General features: G+C 38.7%; 24 protein-coding genes. 7 read left to right on the top strand and 17 right to left on the bottom strand.

Annotation, left to right across the window (positions count from 1 at the left end; all coding sequences use genetic code 11):
* Positions 1-5 precede the first annotated feature (5 nt).
* Positions 6-1,151 carry an ABC transporter permease gene (locus tag INT04_RS08380; RefSeq protein WP_193015691.1) on the top strand — a complete coding sequence of 382 codons (1,146 nt, stop codon included), beginning with the start codon at positions 6-8 and terminating at the stop codon, positions 1,149-1,151.
* Positions 1,151-2,311, top strand: coding sequence for an ABC transporter permease (locus INT04_RS08385; RefSeq protein ID WP_193015780.1), 1,161 nt, complete (start codon positions 1,151-1,153; stop codon positions 2,309-2,311). The genes INT04_RS08380 and INT04_RS08385 overlap by 1 nt, the downstream gene beginning before the upstream one ends.
* Positions 2,312-2,453: 142 nt before the next feature.
* On the opposite strand, the gene INT04_RS08390 is transcribed toward INT04_RS08385, so the two are convergent.
* On the bottom strand, positions 2,454-3,332 hold the full coding sequence (locus INT04_RS08390) for a U32 family peptidase (protein ID WP_193015692.1): 879 nt from the start codon (positions 3,330-3,332) through the stop codon (positions 2,454-2,456).
* A gap of 13 nt (positions 3,333-3,345) precedes the next feature.
* Positions 3,346-4,341 carry a ubiquinone anaerobic biosynthesis protein UbiU gene (gene ubiU, locus INT04_RS08395; RefSeq protein WP_193015693.1) on the bottom strand — a complete coding sequence of 332 codons (996 nt, stop codon included), beginning with the start codon at positions 4,339-4,341 and terminating at the stop codon, positions 3,346-3,348.
* 216 nt (positions 4,342-4,557) lie between these two features.
* On the opposite strand from ubiU, the gene ubiT reads away from it, so the two are divergent.
* Together ubiT and INT04_RS08405 are read left to right on the top strand one after the other, a co-directional pair.
* On the top strand, positions 4,558-5,091 hold the full coding sequence (gene ubiT, locus INT04_RS08400; RefSeq protein ID WP_193015694.1) for a ubiquinone anaerobic biosynthesis accessory factor UbiT: 534 nt from the start codon (positions 4,558-4,560) through the stop codon (positions 5,089-5,091).
* On the top strand, positions 5,085-5,591 hold the full coding sequence (locus INT04_RS08405) for a GNAT family N-acetyltransferase (protein ID WP_193015695.1): 507 nt from the start codon (positions 5,085-5,087) through the stop codon (positions 5,589-5,591). The genes ubiT and INT04_RS08405 overlap by 7 nt, the downstream gene beginning before the upstream one ends.
* A 15-nt stretch (positions 5,592-5,606) precedes the next feature.
* On the opposite strand, the gene INT04_RS08410 is transcribed toward INT04_RS08405, so the two are convergent.
* Complete coding sequence (locus tag INT04_RS08410) at positions 5,607-5,897, bottom strand: GIY-YIG nuclease family protein (protein WP_193015696.1); 291 nt, start codon at positions 5,895-5,897, stop codon at positions 5,607-5,609.
* Between the two features lie 287 nt (positions 5,898-6,184).
* On the opposite strand from INT04_RS08410, the gene INT04_RS08415 reads away from it, so the two are divergent.
* Together INT04_RS08415 and INT04_RS08420 are read left to right on the top strand one after the other, a co-directional pair.
* Positions 6,185-6,436, top strand: a complete 252-nt coding sequence (locus INT04_RS08415) for a YdgH/BhsA/McbA-like domain containing protein (protein ID WP_193015697.1) — start codon at positions 6,185-6,187, stop codon at positions 6,434-6,436.
* 114 nt (positions 6,437-6,550) lie between these two features.
* Entirely contained in the window at positions 6,551-6,991 is a 441-nt protein-coding gene (locus INT04_RS08420) for a YhbP family protein (protein ID WP_193015698.1), read from the top strand.
* A gap of 25 nt (positions 6,992-7,016) precedes the next feature.
* Here INT04_RS08420 and INT04_RS08425 read toward each other — a convergent pair whose 3' ends face one another.
* The 8 genes from INT04_RS08425 to argF all read right to left on the bottom strand — a co-directional run bounded on the left by INT04_RS08425 (position 7,017) and on the right by argF (position 13,959).
* The gene (locus INT04_RS08425; RefSeq protein ID WP_226894033.1) at positions 7,017-7,379 is read right to left on the bottom strand and encodes a hypothetical protein; all 363 of its coding nucleotides are present in this window, start codon (positions 7,377-7,379) and stop codon (positions 7,017-7,019) included.
* A 159-nt stretch (positions 7,380-7,538) separates the two neighbouring features.
* On the bottom strand, positions 7,539-8,003 hold the full coding sequence (nrdG, locus tag INT04_RS08430; protein ID WP_193015699.1) for an anaerobic ribonucleoside-triphosphate reductase-activating protein: 465 nt from the start codon (positions 8,001-8,003) through the stop codon (positions 7,539-7,541).
* Between the two features lie 4 nt (positions 8,004-8,007).
* Positions 8,008-10,146, bottom strand: a complete 2,139-nt coding sequence (gene nrdD / locus INT04_RS08435; protein ID WP_193015700.1) for an anaerobic ribonucleoside-triphosphate reductase — start codon at positions 10,144-10,146, stop codon at positions 8,008-8,010.
* Between the two features lie 344 nt (positions 10,147-10,490).
* Positions 10,491-10,877: a RidA family protein gene (locus tag INT04_RS08440; protein ID WP_006535650.1), complete on the bottom strand. Its 387-nt coding sequence runs from the start codon at positions 10,875-10,877 to the stop codon at positions 10,491-10,493.
* 322 nt (positions 10,878-11,199) lie between these two features.
* Positions 11,200-11,658: an aspartate carbamoyltransferase regulatory subunit gene (pyrI, locus tag INT04_RS08445; protein WP_006535648.1), complete on the bottom strand. Its 459-nt coding sequence runs from the start codon at positions 11,656-11,658 to the stop codon at positions 11,200-11,202.
* A 13-nt stretch (positions 11,659-11,671) separates the two neighbouring features.
* The gene (gene pyrB, locus INT04_RS08450) at positions 11,672-12,607 is read right to left on the bottom strand and encodes an aspartate carbamoyltransferase (RefSeq protein ID WP_193015701.1); all 936 of its coding nucleotides are present in this window, start codon (positions 12,605-12,607) and stop codon (positions 11,672-11,674) included.
* On the bottom strand, positions 12,607-12,777 hold the full coding sequence (locus INT04_RS08455; RefSeq protein ID WP_193015787.1) for a hypothetical protein: 171 nt from the start codon (positions 12,775-12,777) through the stop codon (positions 12,607-12,609). Before INT04_RS08455 ends, pyrB begins: the two co-directional genes overlap by 1 nt.
* A 177-nt stretch (positions 12,778-12,954) precedes the next feature.
* Positions 12,955-13,959, bottom strand: coding sequence for an ornithine carbamoyltransferase (gene argF, locus INT04_RS08460; RefSeq protein WP_193015702.1), 1,005 nt, complete (start codon positions 13,957-13,959; stop codon positions 12,955-12,957).
* A 184-nt stretch (positions 13,960-14,143) separates the two neighbouring features.
* Between argF and rraB the strand changes: the two genes are divergently transcribed.
* Entirely contained in the window at positions 14,144-14,578 is a 435-nt protein-coding gene (rraB, locus tag INT04_RS08465) for a ribonuclease E inhibitor RraB (protein ID WP_193015703.1), read from the top strand.
* A gap of 108 nt (positions 14,579-14,686) precedes the next feature.
* Here rraB and INT04_RS08470 read toward each other — a convergent pair whose 3' ends face one another.
* The 6 genes from INT04_RS08470 to INT04_RS08495 all read right to left on the bottom strand — a co-directional run bounded on the left by INT04_RS08470 (position 14,687) and on the right by INT04_RS08495 (position 21,791).
* Positions 14,687-15,556, bottom strand: coding sequence for a pirin family protein (locus tag INT04_RS08470; protein WP_193015704.1), 870 nt, complete (start codon positions 15,554-15,556; stop codon positions 14,687-14,689).
* Between the two features lie 287 nt (positions 15,557-15,843).
* Positions 15,844-16,767 carry a tetratricopeptide repeat protein gene (locus INT04_RS08475; protein ID WP_193015705.1) on the bottom strand — a complete coding sequence of 308 codons (924 nt, stop codon included), beginning with the start codon at positions 16,765-16,767 and terminating at the stop codon, positions 15,844-15,846.
* A 210-nt stretch (positions 16,768-16,977) separates the two neighbouring features.
* Complete coding sequence (locus INT04_RS08480) at positions 16,978-17,145, bottom strand: YhfL family protein (protein ID WP_036914671.1); 168 nt, start codon at positions 17,143-17,145, stop codon at positions 16,978-16,980.
* Between the two features lie 421 nt (positions 17,146-17,566).
* Complete coding sequence (locus tag INT04_RS08485; protein WP_193015706.1) at positions 17,567-18,076, bottom strand: GNAT family N-acetyltransferase; 510 nt, start codon at positions 18,074-18,076, stop codon at positions 17,567-17,569.
* Positions 18,077-18,439: 363 nt separating this feature from the next.
* Positions 18,440-21,328, bottom strand: coding sequence for a valine--tRNA ligase (locus INT04_RS08490; RefSeq protein WP_193015707.1), 2,889 nt, complete (start codon positions 21,326-21,328; stop codon positions 18,440-18,442).
* Between the two features lie 13 nt (positions 21,329-21,341).
* Entirely contained in the window at positions 21,342-21,791 is a 450-nt protein-coding gene (locus tag INT04_RS08495) for a DNA polymerase III subunit chi (protein WP_006535638.1), read from the bottom strand.
* Between the last annotated feature and the right edge of the window lie 85 nt (positions 21,792-21,876).

The raw sequence follows: 21,876 nt of genomic DNA on the forward strand, positions 1-21,876 counted from the left end.
GAATAATGAGAGTAAAAGCAGCTTGGCGTGGCTTTAGTAGCGCATTTTCACGAGAAACTCATATGGCAGTTCGTAGCCCAGTTTTTCACTGGCTAAGCTGGTTATTTCCATTGATGTTGTTTACGTTAATTAGTGCTAACTTTTCTGAAGGCACATTGTTAAATTTGCCTGTTTCTGTGATTAATAACGATAATAGCCCATTATCGAGAACACTGATCAGAGACTTAAATGCAGGCTCTCATGCGCAATTAAATACACTAGATGGTAATCCTCGCACAGCAATGGAACGACTTGGTAGCGCAAAAGATTATGCGATACTCACCATTCCTCGACACTTTGAAAGCAAGGTATTAGCGGGAAAGCAACCTACTACACGTATGTATTACAACGGGTTGTATTATGCTGCAGGGAGTTACGCAATACAGGACTTTAGTGGTTTGATTGCAGAGCTTAATGCGCAATATCGTTCTGTATTAGCACAAGAGATGAATAAACCCGTTCCGCCATTGGCAAAAGTGACACTCTCTTATGACAGTTTATTTAATGCCAGTGGTAGCTATATTTATTATCAGCAATTTGCCGCAACTATTCATATGCTTCAATTATTTGTCGTGACCTGTACGATTTATTCGTTATCACGCGGTAATATGCTACTGAATATTAAGCCTTTTACTTTTGCTCTTATTGGTAAGCTTGCACCTTATACTCTATTTTTCCTGACGTTATTAATGATTGAGTTAGCTGCGTTAGTGTATTTTTCAGGAGCAAAGGTCAATGGTAATCCGCTATATATGGTATGGGTGGGATTCTTTTATATTATTGCGGCTCAAAGTGTTGGGTTATTGCTCTTTGCGTTTACTAATAGTGCGATAACGGCATACAGTATGATAGGTATGTTGGTGAGTATTGCCTTGGCATTTTCTGGCATGGCTGTACCTGAGCTTTCAATGATATTACCTGCACAAATTATCTCTAATCTAGAGCCTTTAACACACGCTTTAAACGCGATGTTTGATATCTTCTTAAGGGAAGTGTCGCTACAAGGTATTTTATATGTTTGCTCTTTATTATTGATTTATCCTTTTGCTATCGCCTTCTTAATTCGTAAACGTATTTTTAAACGATTGGAATTACAGGTAGGTGTTGCATGATGCAGATGTATTTCCAAACGTTTAAGCGCGTTCTACTGGGTATGTTAGAAAAACCTATGTGGATGCTGTTAATTGTTTCTCTGTGTGTGATGAGCTTAGTTTATGCCAAACCTGTTTTGTGGGATCTTCCTGTTGCAGTGATTAATCAAGATCACAGTCCTGCAAGTTACTCACTTATACGGGCATTAAACTCGACACCAAAATTAAGTATTAAAAATTACGATAATTTAGATGAAGCACGTCACGATATGATCATGCGTGAGCTTTTTGCCATCATTATTGTGCCAACTGATTTTGAAAAAAAATTACTGAATGGCAAAGATGTCACCGTTCCTGTCTTTGGTGATGCGACTAACCGTCTTGCCAGTGGACAAATTCAACAAGAGTTGATGCTAGCGTATCAACAGCTATTAGATTCTTACAATGGCCGTATTTTACAAAATGCCGGCTTTAGTGCTGAGCAATCGAGAATTCTGTTAAAGCCTATTCAAGGTGAAACCATTGCGATGTATAACCCTGGCGTGAGTTTTGCGGCAATTATTTTCCCTGGGTTATTAGTGATGTTATTGCAACACTCCCTTTTAATTGCCTGTGTACGTGTCAGTATTGCAGTGAGAAGTACGCCAAAAGGAAAGCCACCTTTAGCCGTTTATTTAGGGGCATTATCTGCACTTATTCCGATTTGGTTATTTTTGTCGGCAGTATTCTTTGCGTTATGGCCTTGGGTATTGGGTTATCGCCAAGAAGCGCCCCTTTACCAAGTCTGGATGCTGACATTTCCATTTTTATTGGCCGTGTTGGGGTTAGGTAAATTAATTACAGAATGCTTACGCAGTGTCGAGATGATTTATCTGACACTGGCCTTTGTGACAACACCGGTGTTCTATATTTCAGGCACGATCTGGCCACTACAAGCCATGCCTGATTGGGTATTTGCAATCTCATCCGCATTACCTTCTACATGGGCAGTAAACGCTATGGCTGGTATTAATCAAATGGGATTATCATTCCAAAGCATATTGGGTGATATTGTGATGATGCTGGTTTTAGGCGTGATTTATACGGTATTAGGTGTGCTAGTGGGGATGTTACGTAATGGCGAATTAAGGCATATTACGCACCAATTTAAGCATTGGTTACATCATCGCGGTTCTAAATAGATTATAGCTCGAAAAATATTCAAGATTAATTTAAATGAGAGACCTGTTAATGCTAATTATGGTTTGCTTAGAACTCGATATACAATTTACTTTGAAAGAATAAATCCACTCTATCATAGATTAAATAGAGTGGATAAAAGACTTATTCAACCAACTCTAATCCTGCTAGCTTGCGCCAATAGCCATTACAGTCATGGTGATGAATCGTCGTGAGTGGTTGTTGACCTTGTTCGTTTTTGCGAAATTGTTGCAAGGTATCAAAAATAGCATCAGATTCAGGCGATAAACGGATAATATCCACTAAACCTGCCATTGAAGTCTGATCATTACCCAAGTTATAACAATAGCCACTTTGTGTTTGAATACCATTAAGAACAAACACTTGCTGATTTTCTTGTGATAACACCTCACGGCCTTGAGGGTATTTTTGACAGCAAGTTTCGCAATCATCTTTAGCGCGATTTTCAGAACGTGCAGTAAAACAACGGGCAGAATAGGCTAAAGGAAGATGTCCATAAGCCAGTACTTCAACTTCAAATTTATCCCTAATACCTAGTGTTTCGCATTGGTTTAAAATGTTATTTAGCCAATCACGAGAAAGCTCAACCGGCATACACCACCGTATCATGCCTTGTTTATGCAATAAACGGAGCGCGTAAGCGTTGTAGCAATTAAGCCCATGCCCTGCAATAAAAGGTAAATTACGCTCGTAAAGCATGTTGATGACGCCAAAATCATGCGCTTCAATTAAGAATTCGCCGTTATCAACCAATTTAGCAATCTCTTTTAATTCAGAAGGGGCTTGTAATAACGCTAAGGTAGAAAGAACCACTTGTTTGCCACTTTTTGCCACTTCTTTGGCAAGATTTATCCAGTCTTGGGGCTTGGTTTCACGGCGTTTACTGCAAACTGTTTCACCTAGATAAATAACATCGGCATCACACAGCTTTGCTTTTTCATAGAATGTTTCTAGATCTGCTTTTTGCCAATAATAAAGTACAGAGCCTAATGCATATTTCATCTTCTTATCCTTATTATTGCCATTTACGGTGATATGCACCCAATGTCGTTTGCGTTCCTTCTGAAATTTTTCCTAATGCGTTCATCCAACGAGGGTGAGTATTAAAGCCTTGAGGATCTTTTTTGCATTGATCGATAGCTGCACGCCAAACCCTTGCGACTTCAGTAACATAAGCAGGACTACGTTGACGACCTTCAATTTTGACAGATGCGATATTCATCGCCATTAATTCTGGTAATAGTGACAGAGTATTGAGGCTGGTAGGCTCTTCTAGTGCGTGATAACAGTGGTCATCAACAAAATAACGCCCTTTGCATAATGTTGGGTAACCAGCATTCTCATTAGGTGAATAGCGGTCGATAAGCACATCATTTAAGCGAGACTCCATTCCTTGTGGTGTTTGTTGCCAACGAACAAAACGCGCAGGAGAGCATGCACCGACTGTATTGGGTGATTCACCCGTTAAATAAGAAGAAAGATAGCATCTACCCTCAGCCATAATACATAAGCTACCAAAGGCAAAAACTTCTAAAGGTACTGGGCTGCTTTGTGCTAATTGCTTAACTTGATGAATAGATAAGACACGAGGAAGAACAATACGTGCAACATCAAAATTACGTTGATAAAATTCAATCGCTTGTGTATTGGTTGCTGAGGCTTGTACGGAAACATGGCGTTCAATGTGGGGATAACGCTCGGCTGCATATTCCAGCATGGCGATATCGGCCAAAATAAGGGCATCAGCACCTAAGGACGCTGCCATATCAACCGCTTTTTGCCAGCGTTCAAATCCATCAGGGTGCGCAAAGGTGTTTATTGCAATATGTAATTTTCGCTGGTGGCGGTGAACATAATTAACCGCTTCTTGTAATTTTTTTTCGGTAAAGTTTAAACCCGCAAAATGTCTTGCGTTGGTATCATCTTTTAAACCGATGTAAACGGCGTCCGCACCATTATCTATGGCCGCTTTTAAGGCAGGTAGATTACCCGCAGGGCACAGCAATTCCATCTTCACTTCCCTTTAGAAATTAAGAATGATCGGAAATTGTAATGAGCAAGATAAAAAAAGGTTTTGATTTAGGGCAGGGAACTTGGCTTTTTACTTAAGTAAAATCAAAGAACTCAAAATATGAACAACGGATTAATGGAATATTGATATAGGATCGCAGAATATCTGTTTATATCTGGCACAATAGCCCCTAATTTTATTTATAGGAGTCCGAAAGTGTTTAATAAAATTCGTACCCATTTGGTTAAAGAGGGGCCTCGTTTTTTACGTTACCCCTTACAAGTTACCCCATTTGCGCTGCAACGCGATATTTTAGAACAGTTTTTAAGCTGGCAGTTTCGTGAATCTCTTGCCGAAGGAGATTTACACTTTTTAGAGAATAAATGGCTAAAAGTTGAGATAAGAGACTTACATTTACAGTGGTTTATCAGCGTTCGTGATGATAAATTAGTGGTTAGTCGCTTAGAAAAAGAAGATGTTAGCTTTAGTGGAGATGCGAATGATCTTATTTTAATTGCAGCTCGTAAAGAAGATCCTGACACCTTATTTTTCCAACGCCGTCTACAAATTGAGGGTGATACAGAACTCGGGTTATATGTTAAAAACCTGATGGATGCAATTGAATTAGACTCAATGCCATCTGTGTTGCGTTTTGGTTTATTACAACTGGCTGAATTTGTAAAAAGTGGACTTCAAGAAGAAACTGAAGACAAAATGCACAGCCATGAACTGAGCTCAACTTCATGCTAATACGTGTTGAAATTCCCGTTGATATTCCGGCTATTGATAGCCTTTTACGGCAAGTGTTTCCGACAGGCGCGGAAGCTGATTTGGTCGGACATTTACGTGAAGAAGGTCTATTAACATTAGGTATGGTGGCAATTAGCGATGAAGGCCAATTAATTGGCTATATCGGTTTTACACCAGTTGATGTTGATGGAATAGATTGTCAGTGGGTAGGGCTTGCCCCACTTGCTGTTGCGCCAGAGTTCCAAAACCAAGGTATTGGACGCCAACTGATTAATGAAGGGCTTGATAGTCTAAATGAATTTGGTTATGGCGCTGTTGTCGTGTTGGGTGATCCCAAATACTATCAAGCATCGGGCTTTATTCCTGCTAAATCGCAAGACTTACATTGTAAATGGCTTGATACAGAAGACGCATTTCAGCTTTATGCGTTAGATAATGGCAATGTTGAAGATATTCACGGTTTAGTCAACTATTCACCTTTATTTGATCAATTTAGCTGATCAATTTAGCTAAATTTATTTATCCTGTATTAAATACAGTGCAATGTCCGAAGGCTGGTCTGTGATCAGCTTTTCTTTTTGCCTTTTTTTTAACTGTTTTAATTGGTACTCAAGCTGAGATGCCCGTTGTCTGTCGCCTACCTGACAATAAAATTCTAATAACAAAGGACCTTTCCCTTTGAGCGCCTTAGCCCCTGTTCCATTTTGATGTTGTTGAAAACGGCGCTCAACGTTTGTTGTGATCCCAGTATAAAGAGAACCAAGCCGATTTCTGACAATATAGAGTGACCACATTGTGTCAGCCATCATTTTTTCCTTTTCGTGCTACTTTTTCTTTTGATAAATAATGTTTCTTAATTCATAAAGTGAGTAATTTATCTCTATATCAAGAGTAAATCTATTAATCATATCAATATGTTGTGAACAATGTGTGATAACAAAATCTATGATTTAAAAAATAATATTCAAAATTTTTGAAAATGAACAGCAATTATTGCTAATTTTAAAGTCAAACTAAAGCGCATAATATGATCCACATCACAGAGACACACTCCGCGATAGACAATAAATTTAGAATATAACTGGAGTTTATTATGAAAAAATCTACATTAATCGCTGCAACATTTGCTTTAAGTGCTATTTCATTCGGTTCGATCGCATCTGATAGCGTATCAAAAAGCCCTTCTGCTAATGGTGAGTATATCACAATCACGGGTAGCGATACTTTAGATGGTTTAACCACTAAGATTGCTCAAATTGCAAAAGATGAAGGTGCAAAAGGCTTTAAAGTTGTCGGCGCAACAGGTGATGATTACCTTACTGTAAATGCTGAAATTTATCGTTAATTTTAATTAGATTCGATAAATAATCTGTAATAAGAGACACGCGGTAAGACGCTCGTTTTGATGATATAATTACCATCTAAACAGCGTCTCTTTTTGTTTCTATGCAGGTGTATTATGTCTTCTTTAGACTCGATCAAAATAATTAAACAATATATACATAGCAACCATATATTTACTTTATGTACAACATGTTCATTAGATGATATTTGGTGTGCTAATTGTTTTTATTGGTTCGATGAAGGTCAGATGAGGCTAGTTTTTCTTTCTGAAAAGAAAACACGTCATGCTCAAATGATGCAGGAAAATTTATTAGTTGCAGGAAGTATTAGTACGCAAGAAATTGCAGTATCTGATTTACAGGGTCTTCAATTTACTGGCTCTGTTTCTTTGTTAGCAGGCAGAGACGACATCAATGCAAGAAAGCATTACTGTTTACGCTTTCCGGTCGCATTAGCCGCCATTCATGTGCCTTTATGGGAATTACAATTGCAAGAAATTAAGATGGTAAATAATCGGTTGGGCTTTGGAACCAAGCTTTATTGGCAACGTGATTAACTTTCTTATTCTTCTTAAATTTTCTTTATTCCCAAAAATAATGACTCTTTTGTTCCCATCCTTTTAAAGACATACATGAAGTATAGAAGGTTTTTCTATCTTCTTGGTTAATGTCTTCAACATAACTTTCTGTCATAGGGACGCGTTCGGTGTAAGTTTTTTTATCACCACAATGGTCTTTATCATCTTTACGGCAAGTTTTTTGCACATCACGATAAACTGTACGTTGTAGCACTTCTTTACGAATAGGGTAGCGAGTATTAGCGTCGAATTCACAAAGCATTTTAGCTTCTTGCAATGTGTAATCTGATGCACCTTTAGGTTCCCAAGTACTGCTACAGCCAGAAAGTAAAACCATTGAAAATAAAGGTAAAAGTACTAATTTCATATCGTATATCATCATAAAAAGAATAGTTAAGAGTGTTAATAATAAAACAAAACTAATCACTTTGACTATCTTTTTTGAAAATGATTCGCATTTGATAACGGAGGTGATTAAATGAGAATGATGAAAGAAGAAGCCCATTATAAAATGGGCTTTTAGATATTATCTCAACTTATGAATAACTTGATTACTACTACCACGCCACAGTAATGCGGGATCATAAAGTTCTTGTACGAACTTTCCATCAATCAGTACGTTAATATAACTAATAACGTCTTGCTGCTCTGGGGTTAAGTCAGCCAGCAAATAGCCCGTCCAAGCCCAAATATCTTTCTCAGGGCATTGCGTTTTAACGCGTTTTACCAATTTTAATACAGTAGAAAGATTTTGAGGGTGTAGGGGATCGCCACCTGACAGTGATAATCCTTGTCGCTTAATACGACTGTCTTGAAGATCAGCAATAATCTGATCTTCCATTTCTTGGGTAAACGGCTTGCCAGACGTTAATGACCACGTTGATTTGTTATAACAACCTCGACATTGGTGTATGCACCCTGCAACAAACAGGGTGCAACGCGTACCAGGGCCATTGACAACATCAACAGGGTAATATTGATGGTAATTCACACTCTTAACCTAATTGACCATTTGCCAGATGTTTCACACGACGCTTAACTTCTTCTTGCTTACCCGCATTAAATGGGCGTGAATCTGGGCTACCTAAATATCCACATACACGGCGAATAACGGAAACTCTTGCAGGGTTGTGATTACCACAACGTGGGCAAGTAAAGCCTTTACTGGTACAAGAGAACTCACCGGTATAACCACAGTCATAACATTCATCAATCGGAGTATTCGTTCCGTAATAAGGAACGCGGGTATAGCTGTAATCCCACACATCCTCTAATGCTTTAAGGTTATGCTGTAAGTTTGGATATTCGCCGTAACAAATAAAACCGCCATTTGCTAATGGAGGATAAGGTGCTTCAAAATCCAGTTTGTCGTATGGGTTTACTTTTTTCTCAACATCTAAGTGGAAGCTATTGGTGTAATAACCTTTATCCGTCACACCCGGTAAAATACCGAATTCAGCGGCATCTAAGCGGCAGAAGCGATCACATAAGTTTTCACTTGGTGTGCTGTAAAGGCTAAAACCATAACCGGTTTCTGCTTTCCATTGATCAGTAGCTTCGCGTAGACGATTAATAATGGCGACCGCTTTTTCTCTTAGAGTTTCATTATCAAAAACGTGTGTTTGAGTACCAAATAGGGCATTGATGGTTTCATGAACACCGATATAGCCTAATGAAATTGAGGCTCTGCCATTTTTAAAGATCTCAGCGACATTATCGTCCGCTTTTAAGCGCACGCCGCAAGCACCTTCCATATAAAGGATGGGGGCAACTCGTGCTTTGACGTTTTCTAAACGCGCAATACGTGTCATCAGTGCTTTTTTCGCTAATTCGAGGCGGTCATCGAGTAGTGACCAGAATGTGGCTTCATCACCTTGAGCTTCAATAGCAATACGCGGTAAATTTAGACTGATAACACCGAGGTTATTACGACCTTCATGGATCATTTCACCATTTTCTTTGTAAACACCTAAGAAACTACGGCAACCCATTGGGGTTTTAAATGAACCAGTTACTTTAACGACTTGATCATAATTTAAGATATCGGGATACATGCGTTTACTTGCACATTCAAGAGCAAGTTGTTTGATATCGTAATTAGGATCACCAAATTTATGGTTTAAGCCATCTTTAATAGCAAATACGAGTTTAGGGAAAACGGCCGTTTTACGATTTTTGCCTAAACCAGCCATACGGTTTTCAAGAATAGAACGTTGAATTAAACGTGCTTCTTTTGACGTACCAAGGCCAAAACCAAACGTAACAAAGGGCGTTTGTCCATTAGCGGTATGCAGGGTATTGACTTCGTACTCTAAAGATTGAAACGCGTCGTAACACTCTTTTTCAGTGCGCGCATTGGCGTAAGCTTCTTTATCCGCAATTTGCCACTCTTGTGCCACTTTATAGTGTTTGTCGTAACTTGATTTTACAAATGGCGCTAATACTTCATCAATACGATTTATCGTTGTGCCACCATAAATATGGCTTGCGACTTGTGCGATAATTTGTGCTGTAACTGCTGTTGCTGTTGAAATAGATTTAGGGGGTTCTATTTCTGCATTTCCCATTTTAAAACCATTATTTAACATACCTTTGAGGTCAATTAGCATACAGTTAAACATAGGAAAAAATGGAGAATAATCGAGATCATGATAATGAATTTCACCACGCTCATGAGCGAGTACCACATCTCTTGGCAGGATATGCAATTTTGCGTAATGTTTAGCCACAATACCCGCAAGTAAATCACGTTGGGTAGGGATAACCTTACTGTCTTTATTCGCATTTTCATGAAGAATAGAGACATCACTTTGTTCGATAAGACCTCGGATTTCCTGAGTTAATCTTCCGCGTTGCTCACGAGCAACATCTCGGTCATGACGGTATTCAATATAGGCTCTGGCGACATCTTTATGCTCGCCAGCCATCAGCTGATTTTCTACGGCGTCTTGGATCTCACGGATATCGACATTCGAACGTCCTGCGAGAGATTGTGAAACGGATTGCGCAATAAAATCGCAATAATCATCATCAGTGATTTCACATGCGACAGCTGCTCTTTTGATAGCATCGCTGATGCGGGTTTGGTCAAAAGAGACCTTACATCCGTCTCTTTTTATCACTATGGTTTTCACAATCTTGCTCCTTAACTATTTATCCACAGGCTCAAATCCCATAAAAACAGGTGATGGCACAGCATTTAGGCTTATTGTGGATAAGATGTGTATAATTACTATATGTTGTAGGTCGGTATGTATTAAAGCACAATATATAGTAATTAAAAGGGAAATAATCGTCATTAAAACTGATCTACATCAAGGTATTTTTGCTACATCAGGCATCAAGAGGGGTTGGTTGAATTGTAAATATGTGCCAAAAACAGAAGTGATAAATTATTCACCAAAAAGTAAGAACATAAAAAAAGCAAAGTGCTCATAAAGAGACCTTTGCTTTTTTATGACTGATTTTTGAGACGCAATTAACGGATAGCGATAACTTCGATTTCTACTTTTGCATCTTTTGGTAAACGGGCAACTTCAACGCATGAACGAGCAGGGAATGCTGCGTTATGCTCTTTAAAAAATGCTTCATACGCAGCATTGATTGTGCCGAAATCATTTAAATCTTTTACGAAAACAGTAGTTTTGATGATATTAGCAACCGTTAAGCCTGCTTTTTCAATAATTGCTTTTACGTTTTCTAAAGATTGACGGGCTTGTTCTGCTGCATTATCAGAAACAAACTCACCTGTAGCAGGATCAACAGGTAATTGACCTGAAGTGATCACTAAATTACCTAAGTCAACACCTTGTACATAAGGGCCGATTGCTGCAGGGGCTTTATCGGTATTAATTTCGTAAGACATGTAGAACTCCTGTTTTTATAAGATTAACACTAACATTTGATTAGCGTGGCGTTATTATAGCCAGCACTGTAGGTTAGCAATATGACAGATATCAGGCTTTATCATAAAGTTTATAAGCATAAAAAGAAAATAATCGTAGCGCTCTCTTGAGTTTTTACATGGTTTTAATCCATAAAAATTGCCAATTTGTAGCAATTTTTTTTATGAAAAAAGGTTATGAGCTATTTTTATTTTTTTAGAGAGGGAATTAAACGTATCAAGAGGGAATTATTCTATTCTTATCAAAAAACTATCTGCCCTTGCGAGCAGATAGTTAAAAGAATTAACGAATAACCGCGTGGCGTTCGAACTCTTTTTCACAGTATTTGCAGGTTAATACAACATCTGAGGCCAGTTTTTTGACACGGAAACTACTTTGTACTGGCTCGTTATGACTAATACAGTTGCTATTAGGGCAAGGCACCACATCTTCAAGCAATTCAGGTAGGCTTAATGCCATCTTATTAACCACTTGATAATCATCAATAATATTGACGGTGGCTTGTGGTGCATACATCGCTAAACGGTTTGCTTGTTCTGAGGTTAAAAAGACATTTTCGATTTTAATTAAGTCTTTTTTACCTAAATTTTCTGAAGGTAAATTAAAACCTACGGTTATTCTTTCATCAGTTTCAGTTAAACGGAACAGTGAAAGAATTTTAAAGCCCACCTGCGCTGGAATATGATCAATAACAGTCCCACGTTTGATAGCTTCAACTTTTAGTTTGTGATCATGTGTCATGGTGTGCTCCTTATTAAAGAACTAAGTTTTTATTCAGAACTAAGGCAAGTAATGCCTGACGTGCGTAGATACCGTTACCAGCTTGTTGGAAATAATAAGCGTAAGGTGTTTTATCTACATCTGTCGTGATTTCATCAATGCGTGGCAGTGGGTGTAAGATCTTAAGATTATCTTTCACATTCACTAAATCAGCGCTAGTTAAAACAAACTGTGCTTTCACATTTGCATATTCAGATGGGTCTAAACGCTCTTTTTGTACGCGTGTCATATAGAGAATATCCAGCTTTGGCATGACTTCATCGACCGTTTCATGCTGGCTATATTCAACACCATTTTCTTCCAATAAGTGAAGAATATGTTCTGGCATTGCGAGTACTTTAGGGGCGATAAAGTAGAGATGATTGCCTTTAAATTTGGCTAAGGCCTGTGCCAGTGAATGCACTGTTCGACCGTATTTTAAGTCACCCACCATCGCGATATTGAGATTATCTAAACGGCCTTGTGTTTCTTGAATAGTGAATAAATCGAGTAAAGTTTGTGTTGGATGTTGGTTAGCACCATCTCCGGCATTTAGTACAGGAATATCGCCAGCAAATTCAGAGGCTAAACGTGCTGCACCTTCTTGAGGATGTCGAATAACAATCGCATCGGCATAAGTGCGTAGAACAGAAATGGTATCCGCCAATGTTTCCCCTTTTTTTCCCAGCGATGTGTTGCTTCCATCCGCGAAGCCGACAACCGATGCGCCAAGGCGGTGAATCGCTGTTTCAAACGATAAGCGAGTACGTGTTGAGGCTTCAAAAAAACAGCTCGCAATCACTTTATCTTTTAACAATTCGTTATTAGGTTGCTGTTTTAATTTATCAGCAACACGAAGAACAGACTCTAAATCTTCCCTGTCCAGATCATTGATAGAGATAATATGCTTTTGGTAGAGCGGATTAGTCATTAGAGTTCCCCTTGAGCGATGAATTGTGCGATGAGTATGTTTCTACAGGCCAAAAAAAAACCCTCAATAAGAGGGGCTTTAAAAAATTGGGCTATTGGAAAAAAGAGAATGCGCTTGCGACCGGCTAAGGTGCGATTTTTTTTAACACGTTGGAATAGGCGCTGTTTCATCTTTCCTCCTGACAAATTGTGGCGAATTATACGCATCTTAGATTTGCACGCAAGCGTTTGCTTTGATTTTTTTTAAAACTATTTTTTTTGATTTAAAAATCAATAAGCTTGGGATAGAACGAAGAAAACACCTATTTTTTTCTGTTAAAAAATAGGTGTTTTGCATGATTATGTATTTCAGAAAGGATTGGCAAGAGTGGCGACCATCACGGCTTTTATGGTGTGAAGACGATTTTCTGCTTCATCAAACACAATACTGTGTTTTGATTCGAAAACTTCATCTGTCACTTCAAAGCCACCGTATAAGTTAAATTCTTCCGCTAAGGTTTTACCCATTGTCGTTTCTTCATCATGAAAAGCCGGTAAGCAATGGAGGAATTTTACATCAGGGTTTTCAGTTAATTTTACAACGTCCATGTTGACCTGATAAGGCTTAAGTAAAGCGATACGCTCTTTCCAAACTTCTTTTGGTTCACCCATAGAAACCCACACGTCGGTATAAAGAAAATCGGTATTTTTAACGCCTTCAGCCACATTTTCAGTGAGTGTGATTTTCCCACCCTTTTTATTGGCAATATCTTGGCATTGCGCGACAAGTTTAGCATCGGGCCAGCACGCTTTAGGCGCCACTAAACGTAAATCGATACCGGTTAACGCCGCCGCTTCTAACATCGAATTTCCCATGTTATTACGGGCGTCGCCCAGATAGGCAAATACCGTTTCTGACAACGGCTTAGTTTGATGTTCTGTAATAGTCAGTAAGTCGGCTAACAGTTGTGTGGGATGAAACTCATTGGTTAACCCGTTCCAAACAGGAACACCTGAATATTGTGCAAGTGCATCTACCGTTTTTTGTCCATAACCCCGATACTGAATACCATCATACATACGACCTAATACTCGTGCGGTATCTTTTATCGATTCTTTATGTCCAATTTGACTTCCGCCTCCTAAATAAGTGACTCTTGCACCTTGGTCAAAAGCTGCAACCTCAAAGGCACAACGGGTACGTGTTGAGTCTTTTTCAAAAATGAGCGCGATATTTTTTCCTGCAAGGTACTGAGTTTCTTGGCCTGATTTTTTGGCTTTTTTTAGTTGCGCTGACAACGTGAGTAGCTGTTGGATTTCAGCGGGTGAAAAATCCAGTAAACGTAAGAATGATTTTTGATAGAAGGGGTTCATAGGGTGATATCCTGTTATTGAATTTATATTCAATTTATATCAATAAATATTCATCATCAACCCCAAAAGGAAAACTTTTAATTTAAAACGTCTACGATAAGGGAACTAGATTAGGTATGGTGTGTTGATTCGCCCTGTGGGAGAATGAACAAGATACTTTTTCAGACTATTGCGGAGCATGATTATGGCGGACAGCAAAGAGTTAGCAGAACAACGTGAAGAAACACGTCTTATTATTGAAGAATTACTGGAAGATGGCAGTGATCCTGATGCACTGTATGCAATCGAGCACCATATTTCTTGTGAAAATTTCGAAACACTAGAAAAAGCAGCCGTTGAAGTCTTTAAGTTAGGTTATGAAGTGACAGAGCCTGAAGAAATTGAAGTGGAGTCAGGTGAAATATTAGTTTGTTTTGATGCAGTCAGTGAAAGTGGTTTAAATGCTGAACTTATCGATACTCAAGTTGAACAGTTAATGAATTTAGCTGAAAAAATGGGTGTTTATTACGATGGTTGGGGAACTTACTTTGAAGATCCTGACGCTGAGTATGATGATGAAGACGGCGAAGGCGAAGATGATGAAGAAGATGAGTCTGAAAAATCATCTCGCTTACATTAATTTTTGCTAAATGTTGTCCCTTTGTACCTGATTTATCAGTGCAAAATAATAGCACCAGCCACAAAATAATACATTGTGACTGGTGTTATTGGTTTTAAGCTAGTGCGATTAATTCATCACACCAAATTTGCCATTGTCATAATCATCAAAAGCGTGTTGTAACTCTTCTTGTGTGTTCATCACAAAAGGCCCTTGTCCTACAATTGGCTCATTAATGGGCTTACCAGTTAATATCAAAACAATAGTGTCACCCATTGATTCTAATGTCAGCGTATCTCCATGATTATCGAATATCGCCATATCGTGTTGACGTGCAATTTCACGGTCATTGATATGTACGGCTCCTTTCACCACAAACAGCATCACATTATGATCATTTGGAATGCTGTAATGTGAAACACCCGCATGATTTAAACGCAGATCCCACACATTAAGCGGTGAGTAGGTCATTGCGACACCTTGGGTATTTGCGTAATTACCAGCTATGACTCTGACATAACCTTGGTTATTGGGTAATTCAACATGAGGGATATCCTCTGCTTTCAGCGCCTGATAACGAGGCTGTGTCATTTTGTACGCTGTTGGCAGATTCACCCAAAGTTGCACCATTTCCAGCACACCACCTTCTTTGGTCATTTTTTCAGAGTGATACTCTTTATGCAAAATACCAGAGGCTGCCGTCATCCATTGCACATCACCTGCGGCGATGGTTCCCGCATGGCCTTTAGAGTCATGATGAGAAACCTCACCTTGATAAGCGATTGTGACGGTTTCAAATCCACGATGAGGATGCGCTCCTACACCACGGGCATTGGTGACAGGTTTAAACTGTGTTGGCTCGGCATAATCCATCAGCAGAAACGGGCTATGTTTCTCACCATTTTCCTGATAGGAAAATAAGGTGCTGACAGGAAAGCCATTACCTACCCAGTGTGAATTTGGCGCCGAATAAATATGATTAATCTGTCTGATAGTCATGATTGTTCTCCGAGTTAAGGAAAGAAACCGCAATAACCAAGACACAGAAGGAGGTAATACAGATTATTGCGATTTCTTAATGAGGCTGATCATAAAGTGTTCGCGTGATGAACAAAATAGGGGGAATTTGTTGATGGTGTTCAAAAAAAATGAATGAATTTATAAAAAGTAAATAGAGATATTGACTGAGTAGATATATTGGTGGTGAGAACTTTCGCTCTTTTCGTATTTATCATACTCTTGTTTTGAGACCAGACTGGATATGTCGAAAACAGGCAACATAGAATTTAATTATTCATTCTTTTTATTAAATGGTTATTTAAGAAATTAATTCGTAACTGAATATCGGTATAACCTAATTGATAGGCTCTTGTATATAAGTCGATGGCTTTTTCATAATTTTGAGGTACTCCAAGGCCTTCTTCATACATCAGCCCCAAATTAATCAACCCACCAATTCCATCTTTATTTGCTGCATCTTGATATAGTTTGACAGATTGACTAATATCACGTTTTACACCAAAACCATGTTGATATAGTAATCCCATTGAGTTCATTACTGCGGGATCACCTTTTTTGATAGCTTCTTGATAATATATTATCGCTTCATCATATTTTTCCAAATTACCATACAGTATTCCCAATCGTGTAATGGCAAGATAATGATCAGCTTGAATAGCTGCTTTATACCAATGTTCGGCTAATTCCATATTTTTTTCAACACCGAATCCATCAAAATATAAATCACCTAAACTCATCATTGCTTTACCTGAATTATCATCAGTAATTGCTCTTTCAAACATCTCTTTTGCTTTTTTATAATTATTATTATATTTGTACAGAATACCTAGATTATAATTTGCAGAAGATGAACCGAGTTCTATTGCTCTCTGGTAAAGTAAAATAGCTTCTTGTTTTTTACCCTGATCTTCCTTAAGCATTGCCAGTTGATTAACTCCATCAGCATCATTGTTATCTGCTAAGAGTTGATAGATTTGTTCCGCTTTCTCTACATTTTTTTTAACTCCTGTACCCGTTTCATAGAAATGTCCAAGTGCTAATAATGCTTTATCATCTCCTTGTTTTGCTAATATCTCACATACGGAAAAATTTTTTTCTTCGGGAATACATTTAGCTTGGGGGGAGGAATAAGCCAATATAGGAATAGATAAAAATAATGTGACGATAATAATCTTGTAGTTTAATGTCATATAAAATTACCTAAGATAGATTTTATTAATGATTAATTTAATCTATCTTCCATTAAAATGGAAACACTAAGCTCTGATTTCTTATGTTGGTGAGGAATGCGATTCATGAAAAACGAGTAAAAATATAAGATATGAAAAAATAAAAACCACATTCTTTCTTAGCAACAATAAGTCAGAATGTAGTTTATGAATATGTTTATTTCTTAAATCTTATTTGCTTGTGTCGCCACAACCGCCAATGATTTTAGAAATAGAAACTGCTGGGTGCAGTAAGTAGTCGTAGTTACAGTCTTTTTCTTTATTGTATACGCTACCAGTACAACCGGTCATTACGGTAATTACAGAAGCAATAAGTGCAATTTTAACAAAGTTTTTCATGAAAAAATTCCTTTTAAATTTTAGAGTTATAAAAGCCATTGCATGACTTTATCTGCATAAAGATATTAAATTAGCGATAAATAGCAATATAAAAAATGAGGAAATTTAAAATAGAAAAGATACTAAAAAATATTTAACTTAAGGGGGGAAATATAATTATCTAGAGTGAAATGAGTAAAAAAATAAACTTGTGTTTTTTAATGATATTTAAGATGAAAAATTAATAAATAATAAATAGGTAATAATTTAATAATAAATCAATTTGAAAAAATAGAGGGTGAATAGCGTTCTTTTATATCATTTTAAAAAATAGAATTTGTGTTTATAGATGCTATTTTTACTAATAAAAACCCGCATAAGAAATGCGGGTAAAGTAGAGCTTATTTTATTTATTGTATTACGTAGGGAACAGCAAGAACGCTTAAAGTGGCTTCACCATACGGATCTCACAATCACTATGTCCAGTGTTACCTAAGGCTTCATCAATAAATTCGAATCCTAATTTCTCATATAAGCCCACTGCTGCTTTTAAGATATCGGTGGTTTCTAAATAGCAACGGTTAAAGCCTTGCTCTTTACCAAACTCAAGAGATTGTAGAACGATTTTTTTCGCAATACCTTTGCCACGCAGTTTGGATGAAAGGTACATTTTTTGTAGTTCACAAGTATTGCCATCGCCACCAGCAAGTGGTGCGACACCACCACCGCCAACAACTTCTCCATCCATTTCAACAACCCAGTACGCACTGCGTGGCTGATGATAAACTTCATAGAGGGTATCTAAAATTGGATCGGCAACCGCAAAGCCTTTATCGGCAGTTAAACCGTGCTCTGCTGAGACTTCACGAATAACGCGTGCAATATCTGCGTTGTCTTTTTCTTCAATGGCTCGGATAACAATATTTGGGGTTGCAGTCATAGTTGCACTCATCGTTTTCACTTATTAGTAGAATATTTTTTGATTATTTATTGAGAGAGCACCAGAAAGGAACTTCTTCATTGAAAGTAGCACTGATGGCTACAAAAACTATCTTAATTGATTAAGCGTGTTTGTAAACCGTTAACCCTTTCTCTTTGCTTAACTTCTCCCTTTATTTCCAGCGTTATATTTTAGTGAGTGATTAAATTTAAGTGAAAATAGAGGATGAAACGACGTATTGACGAAAATAGAACTGTGAATAATAAGAAATGAAGTGAAAAATGGTTTTATTTTTTGGCTGAAAGAGACTAAGTAAAAACCCGCGATAAACGCGGGTTTTCATTATCAATCTCTGTGTCTTTAAAGCGATAGTGCTTATAAAGAGGCGATAGAGACTTTCTGTGCGATTAACTTTTCTTTTGCACTTAAGCAAGTTGCTAAGCGTTCACGCTCTTTGGCAACAACGGCTTCTGGTGCACGGCTAACAAAGCCATCGTTAGATAATTTACTGTCTAAAGTCGTGATATCGTTCTCTACTTTTTCAAGCTCTTTATCTAAACGTGCAAGCTCTACATCTTTATCAATAAAGCCTGCCATTGGGATCAGCAATTCTGCACCGCTAACCAGTTTAGTGACTGATAATGGCGCTTCTTCGCCTTCAGCTAATGGGCGAATATCTTCTAAACGACCCATTGCTTTTAAGAAGCCAATATTGTCACTAACACGACGCTTAGCATTGTCATCAGCACCTCGTAAGATAACGTCAAGAGGTTTACCTGGGGAAATATTCATTTCTGCACGAATATTACGAACTGCAACAATAACTTCTTTGATCCACTCAAGATCGCTAAGCGCAGGTTCATCAACCAATGAAGCATCGAATTCAGGGAAAGCTTGTAGCATGATGGTTTCACCTTCAATGCCTTTTATTTCCTTCACGCGTTGCCAGATTGTTTCTGTGATAAATGGAATAATTGGATGAGCGAGACGCAGTAAGCCTTCTAACACTTCAATCAGAGTATGACGAGCTGCGCGTTTTTGTGCATCATTACCTTTGTGGACCGCAGGTTTTGATAACTCAAGATACCAGTCACAGAATTGGTTCCAAGTGAACTCATATAAAATACCTGCCGCGATATCGAAACGATAAGTATCTAGCGCTTCACGATAGGCTTTAACGGTATTGTTAAATTCAGCTAAAATCCAACGGTCAGCCAGTGAGAATGTCATCTCACCACCTTGGTAGCCACAATCTTGATCTTCAGTATTCATCAGAACAAAGCGGCTTGCGTTCCACAGCTTGTTACAGAAGTTACGGTAACCAGACAGGCGTTTCATATCCCAGTTAATATCGCGACCGGTTGATGCTAACGCGGCTAAAGTAAAGCGCAGGGCATCTGTACCGTGTGCTTCAATTCCTTCTGGGAACTCTTTGCTTGTACGCTTGCCAATCTTCTCAGCCATTTGTGGCTGCATCATATTGCCAGTACGTTTTTCTAACAGTGCTTCTAATGAAATACCGTCAATCATATCTAGAGGATCAAGCACGTTACCTTTAGATTTTGACATCTTCTGGCCTTCTTCATCACGAATAAGACCGGTCATGTAAACCGTATTAAACGGAACTTGCGGTTTACCATCTTCGTCTTTGATAAAATGCATGGTCATCATGATCATGCGTGCGATCCAGAAGAAAATAATATCGAAGCCACTGACTAATACATTCGTTGGATGGAATGTTTTCAGGGCTTCAGTGTTATCTGGCCAGCCTAATGTTGAGAATGTCCAGAGCGCTGATGAGAACCACGTATCTAATACGTCATCATCTTGGCGTAATGCGACATCAGCAGCGATATTGTTTTCATGACGCACTTCTTCTTCGTCACGACCTACATAGACATTGCCTTCATTGTCGTACCACGCAGGGATACGATGGCCCCACCACAGTTGACGAGAAATACACCAATCTTGGATATCGTTCATCCATGAGAAGTACATGTTTTCGTACTGTTTTGGTACAAATTGGATATCGCCATTTTTAACAGCTTCAACCGCAGGTTTTGCTAAAGGTGCCGCACGAACATACCATTGGTCTGTCAGTAAAGGTTCGATAACCACGCCACCACGGTCACCGTAAGGTACGGTTAAATCGTGAGGTTTGATCTCTTCTAATAAACCTAAACGTTCAAATTCAGCGACCATTGCTTTACGTGCTGCAAAGCGTTCCATACCTTGATAAGCTTCTGGGATCTCAGGGCTGTAAACGTCAGATTCAACACCGTTGGTGTCTAAAACTTCTGCGCTAACACGAATGTTGCCATCAAAATCCATGATGTTAATCATTGGTAATTGATGACGACGTCCGACTTCATAGTCATTAAAGTCATGGGCAGGGGTGATTTTTACACAACCCGTACCTTTTTCCATATCCGCGTGTTCATCCGCTAAAATAGGGATACGGCGATTGACGATTGGTAGAATAATTTCTTTACCAATTAAATCTTTATAACGTGGATCTTCTGGGTTAACCGCAACGCCAGTATCACCTAACATGGTTTCAGGGCGTGTTGTTGCGACAATCAGATAATCTTTACCTTCAGCGGTTTTTTCACCATCCGCTAAAGGATAACGCAGATGCCACATTGAGCCTTTGATTTCACGGTTTTCAACTTCAAGATCAGAAATCGCTGTGTGTAATTTAGGATCCCAGTTAACAAGGCGTTTACCACGGTAAATAAGATCTTCTTTGTGTAAACGAACAAAGGCTTCTTTAACCGCTTTAGATAAACCTTCGTCCATGGTGAAACGTTCGCGTTCCCAATCAACAGAGTTACCTAAACGGCGCATTTGGTTAGAAATGTTACCACCTGATTCGGCTTTCCATTCCCAAATTTTGTCGATAAATGCATCACGACCATAGTCATGACGGTTTTTACCTTCTTCAGCAGCAATTTTGCGCTCAACGACCATTTGTGTGGCAATACCTGCGTGGTCAGTCCCTGACTGCCATAAGGTATTTTTACCTTGCATGCGCTGATAACGGATCATGGTATCCATAATGGTCTGCTGGAATGCATGACCCATATGCAGGCTACCTGTGACGTTTGGCGGTGGGATCACGATACAAAAGCTTTCTTTGGTTGTATCGCCATTAGCTTTAAAATAGCCGTTCTTTTCCCAATGCTGATACAGAGGTTGTTCAATCTCTGCTGGATTATAGGTTGTGTCGAGCGATGGCTCTTTCGGTGCGGATTTATTTTCCATATTCTTTACGTATTCAATAGGTTGGCGGCGTAGCCATTGTCAAAGTAAAGCCGACGCTACGATAAATTTTATATCGTTCACGCGCCAACTGTTTCAATTGTTCATCAATAGGTACAAAGTCTATCACTTCATGGAAAGCTGTGGCAAAGTCTACGAATTGCGATTGCAAATTAATCAGAAGATCACGAGGCGCATTACCACGTTTTCCAGGCCAACATAATTCAACAGGAGCGCCATAACGAGGGCCTTCACCTGCAAGATTATGTGGAACAAATTGATGCGGTTCTCTTGCCCATAATGCCTCATCAAGCAATTCTGCTTGAGCCTGAGACTCACAAACCAACAAAATACGTTTGCCTAATCGCCAATGTTCAGCGGTAAGTTGACAGGCAAGCCACTCATGAGCCTGTAAATCGTCGTGTATTGATGGGTGTTCCATTAAATAAAACGTGGCGTTTTTCATGATATCCCGATAACAGAAGGGTATTGCGTTGCAATACCCTTCTTGGAGTCTGCTCTATTTACCATAATAATAGGGTAATACCTTT

Source organism: Proteus sp. FME41, assembly GCF_014897315.1.
Classification (GTDB): Bacteria; Pseudomonadota; Gammaproteobacteria; order Enterobacterales; family Enterobacteriaceae; genus Proteus.

Excerpts from the sequence above, each read along its gene's own strand:
- INT04_RS08405 (WP_193015695.1), top strand. The coding sequence starts at position 5,085 with ATGCTAATACGTGTTGAAATTCCCGTTGATATTCCGGCTATTGATAGC.
- INT04_RS08480 (WP_036914671.1), bottom strand. The coding sequence starts at position 17,145 with ATGAAAAACTTTGTTAAAATTGCACTTATTGCTTCTGTAATTACCGTA.
- pyrI (WP_006535648.1), bottom strand. The coding sequence starts at position 11,658 with ATGACACATGATCACAAACTAAAAGTTGAAGCTATCAAACGTGGGACT.
- ubiU (WP_193015693.1), bottom strand. The coding sequence starts at position 4,341 with ATGGAATTGCTGTGCCCTGCGGGTAATCTACCTGCCTTAAAAGCGGCC.
- INT04_RS08415 (WP_193015697.1), top strand. The coding sequence starts at position 6,185 with ATGAAAAAATCTACATTAATCGCTGCAACATTTGCTTTAAGTGCTATT.
- INT04_RS08410 (WP_193015696.1), bottom strand. The coding sequence starts at position 5,897 with ATGGCTGACACAATGTGGTCACTCTATATTGTCAGAAATCGGCTTGGT.
- INT04_RS08440 (WP_006535650.1), bottom strand. The coding sequence starts at position 10,877 with ATGTCTTACGAAATTAATACCGATAAAGCCCCTGCAGCAATCGGCCCT.
- INT04_RS08495 (WP_006535638.1), bottom strand. The coding sequence starts at position 21,791 with ATGAAAAACGCCACGTTTTATTTAATGGAACACCCATCAATACACGAC.
- INT04_RS08470 (WP_193015704.1), bottom strand. The coding sequence starts at position 15,556 with ATGACTATCAGACAGATTAATCATATTTATTCGGCGCCAAATTCACAC.
- INT04_RS08390 (WP_193015692.1), bottom strand. The coding sequence starts at position 3,332 with ATGAAATATGCATTAGGCTCTGTACTTTATTATTGGCAAAAAGCAGAT.
- INT04_RS08420 (WP_193015698.1), top strand. The coding sequence starts at position 6,551 with ATGTCTTCTTTAGACTCGATCAAAATAATTAAACAATATATACATAGC.
- argF (WP_193015702.1), bottom strand. The coding sequence starts at position 13,959 with ATGAACCCCTTCTATCAAAAATCATTCTTACGTTTACTGGATTTTTCA.
- INT04_RS08485 (WP_193015706.1), bottom strand. The coding sequence starts at position 18,076 with ATGAGTGCAACTATGACTGCAACCCCAAATATTGTTATCCGAGCCATT.
- INT04_RS08475 (WP_193015705.1), bottom strand. The coding sequence starts at position 16,767 with ATGACATTAAACTACAAGATTATTATCGTCACATTATTTTTATCTATT.
- pyrB (WP_193015701.1), bottom strand. The coding sequence starts at position 12,607 with ATGACTAATCCGCTCTACCAAAAGCATATTATCTCTATCAATGATCTG.
- INT04_RS08455 (WP_193015787.1), bottom strand. The coding sequence starts at position 12,777 with ATGAAACAGCGCCTATTCCAACGTGTTAAAAAAAATCGCACCTTAGCC.
- INT04_RS08385 (WP_193015780.1), top strand. The coding sequence starts at position 1,151 with ATGCAGATGTATTTCCAAACGTTTAAGCGCGTTCTACTGGGTATGTTA.
- INT04_RS08490 (WP_193015707.1), bottom strand. The coding sequence starts at position 21,328 with ATGGAAAATAAATCCGCACCGAAAGAGCCATCGCTCGACACAACCTAT.
- INT04_RS08380 (WP_193015691.1), top strand. The coding sequence starts at position 6 with ATGAGAGTAAAAGCAGCTTGGCGTGGCTTTAGTAGCGCATTTTCACGA.
- rraB (WP_193015703.1), top strand. The coding sequence starts at position 14,144 with ATGGCGGACAGCAAAGAGTTAGCAGAACAACGTGAAGAAACACGTCTT.
- INT04_RS08425 (WP_226894033.1), bottom strand. The coding sequence starts at position 7,379 with ATGAAATTAGTACTTTTACCTTTATTTTCAATGGTTTTACTTTCTGGC.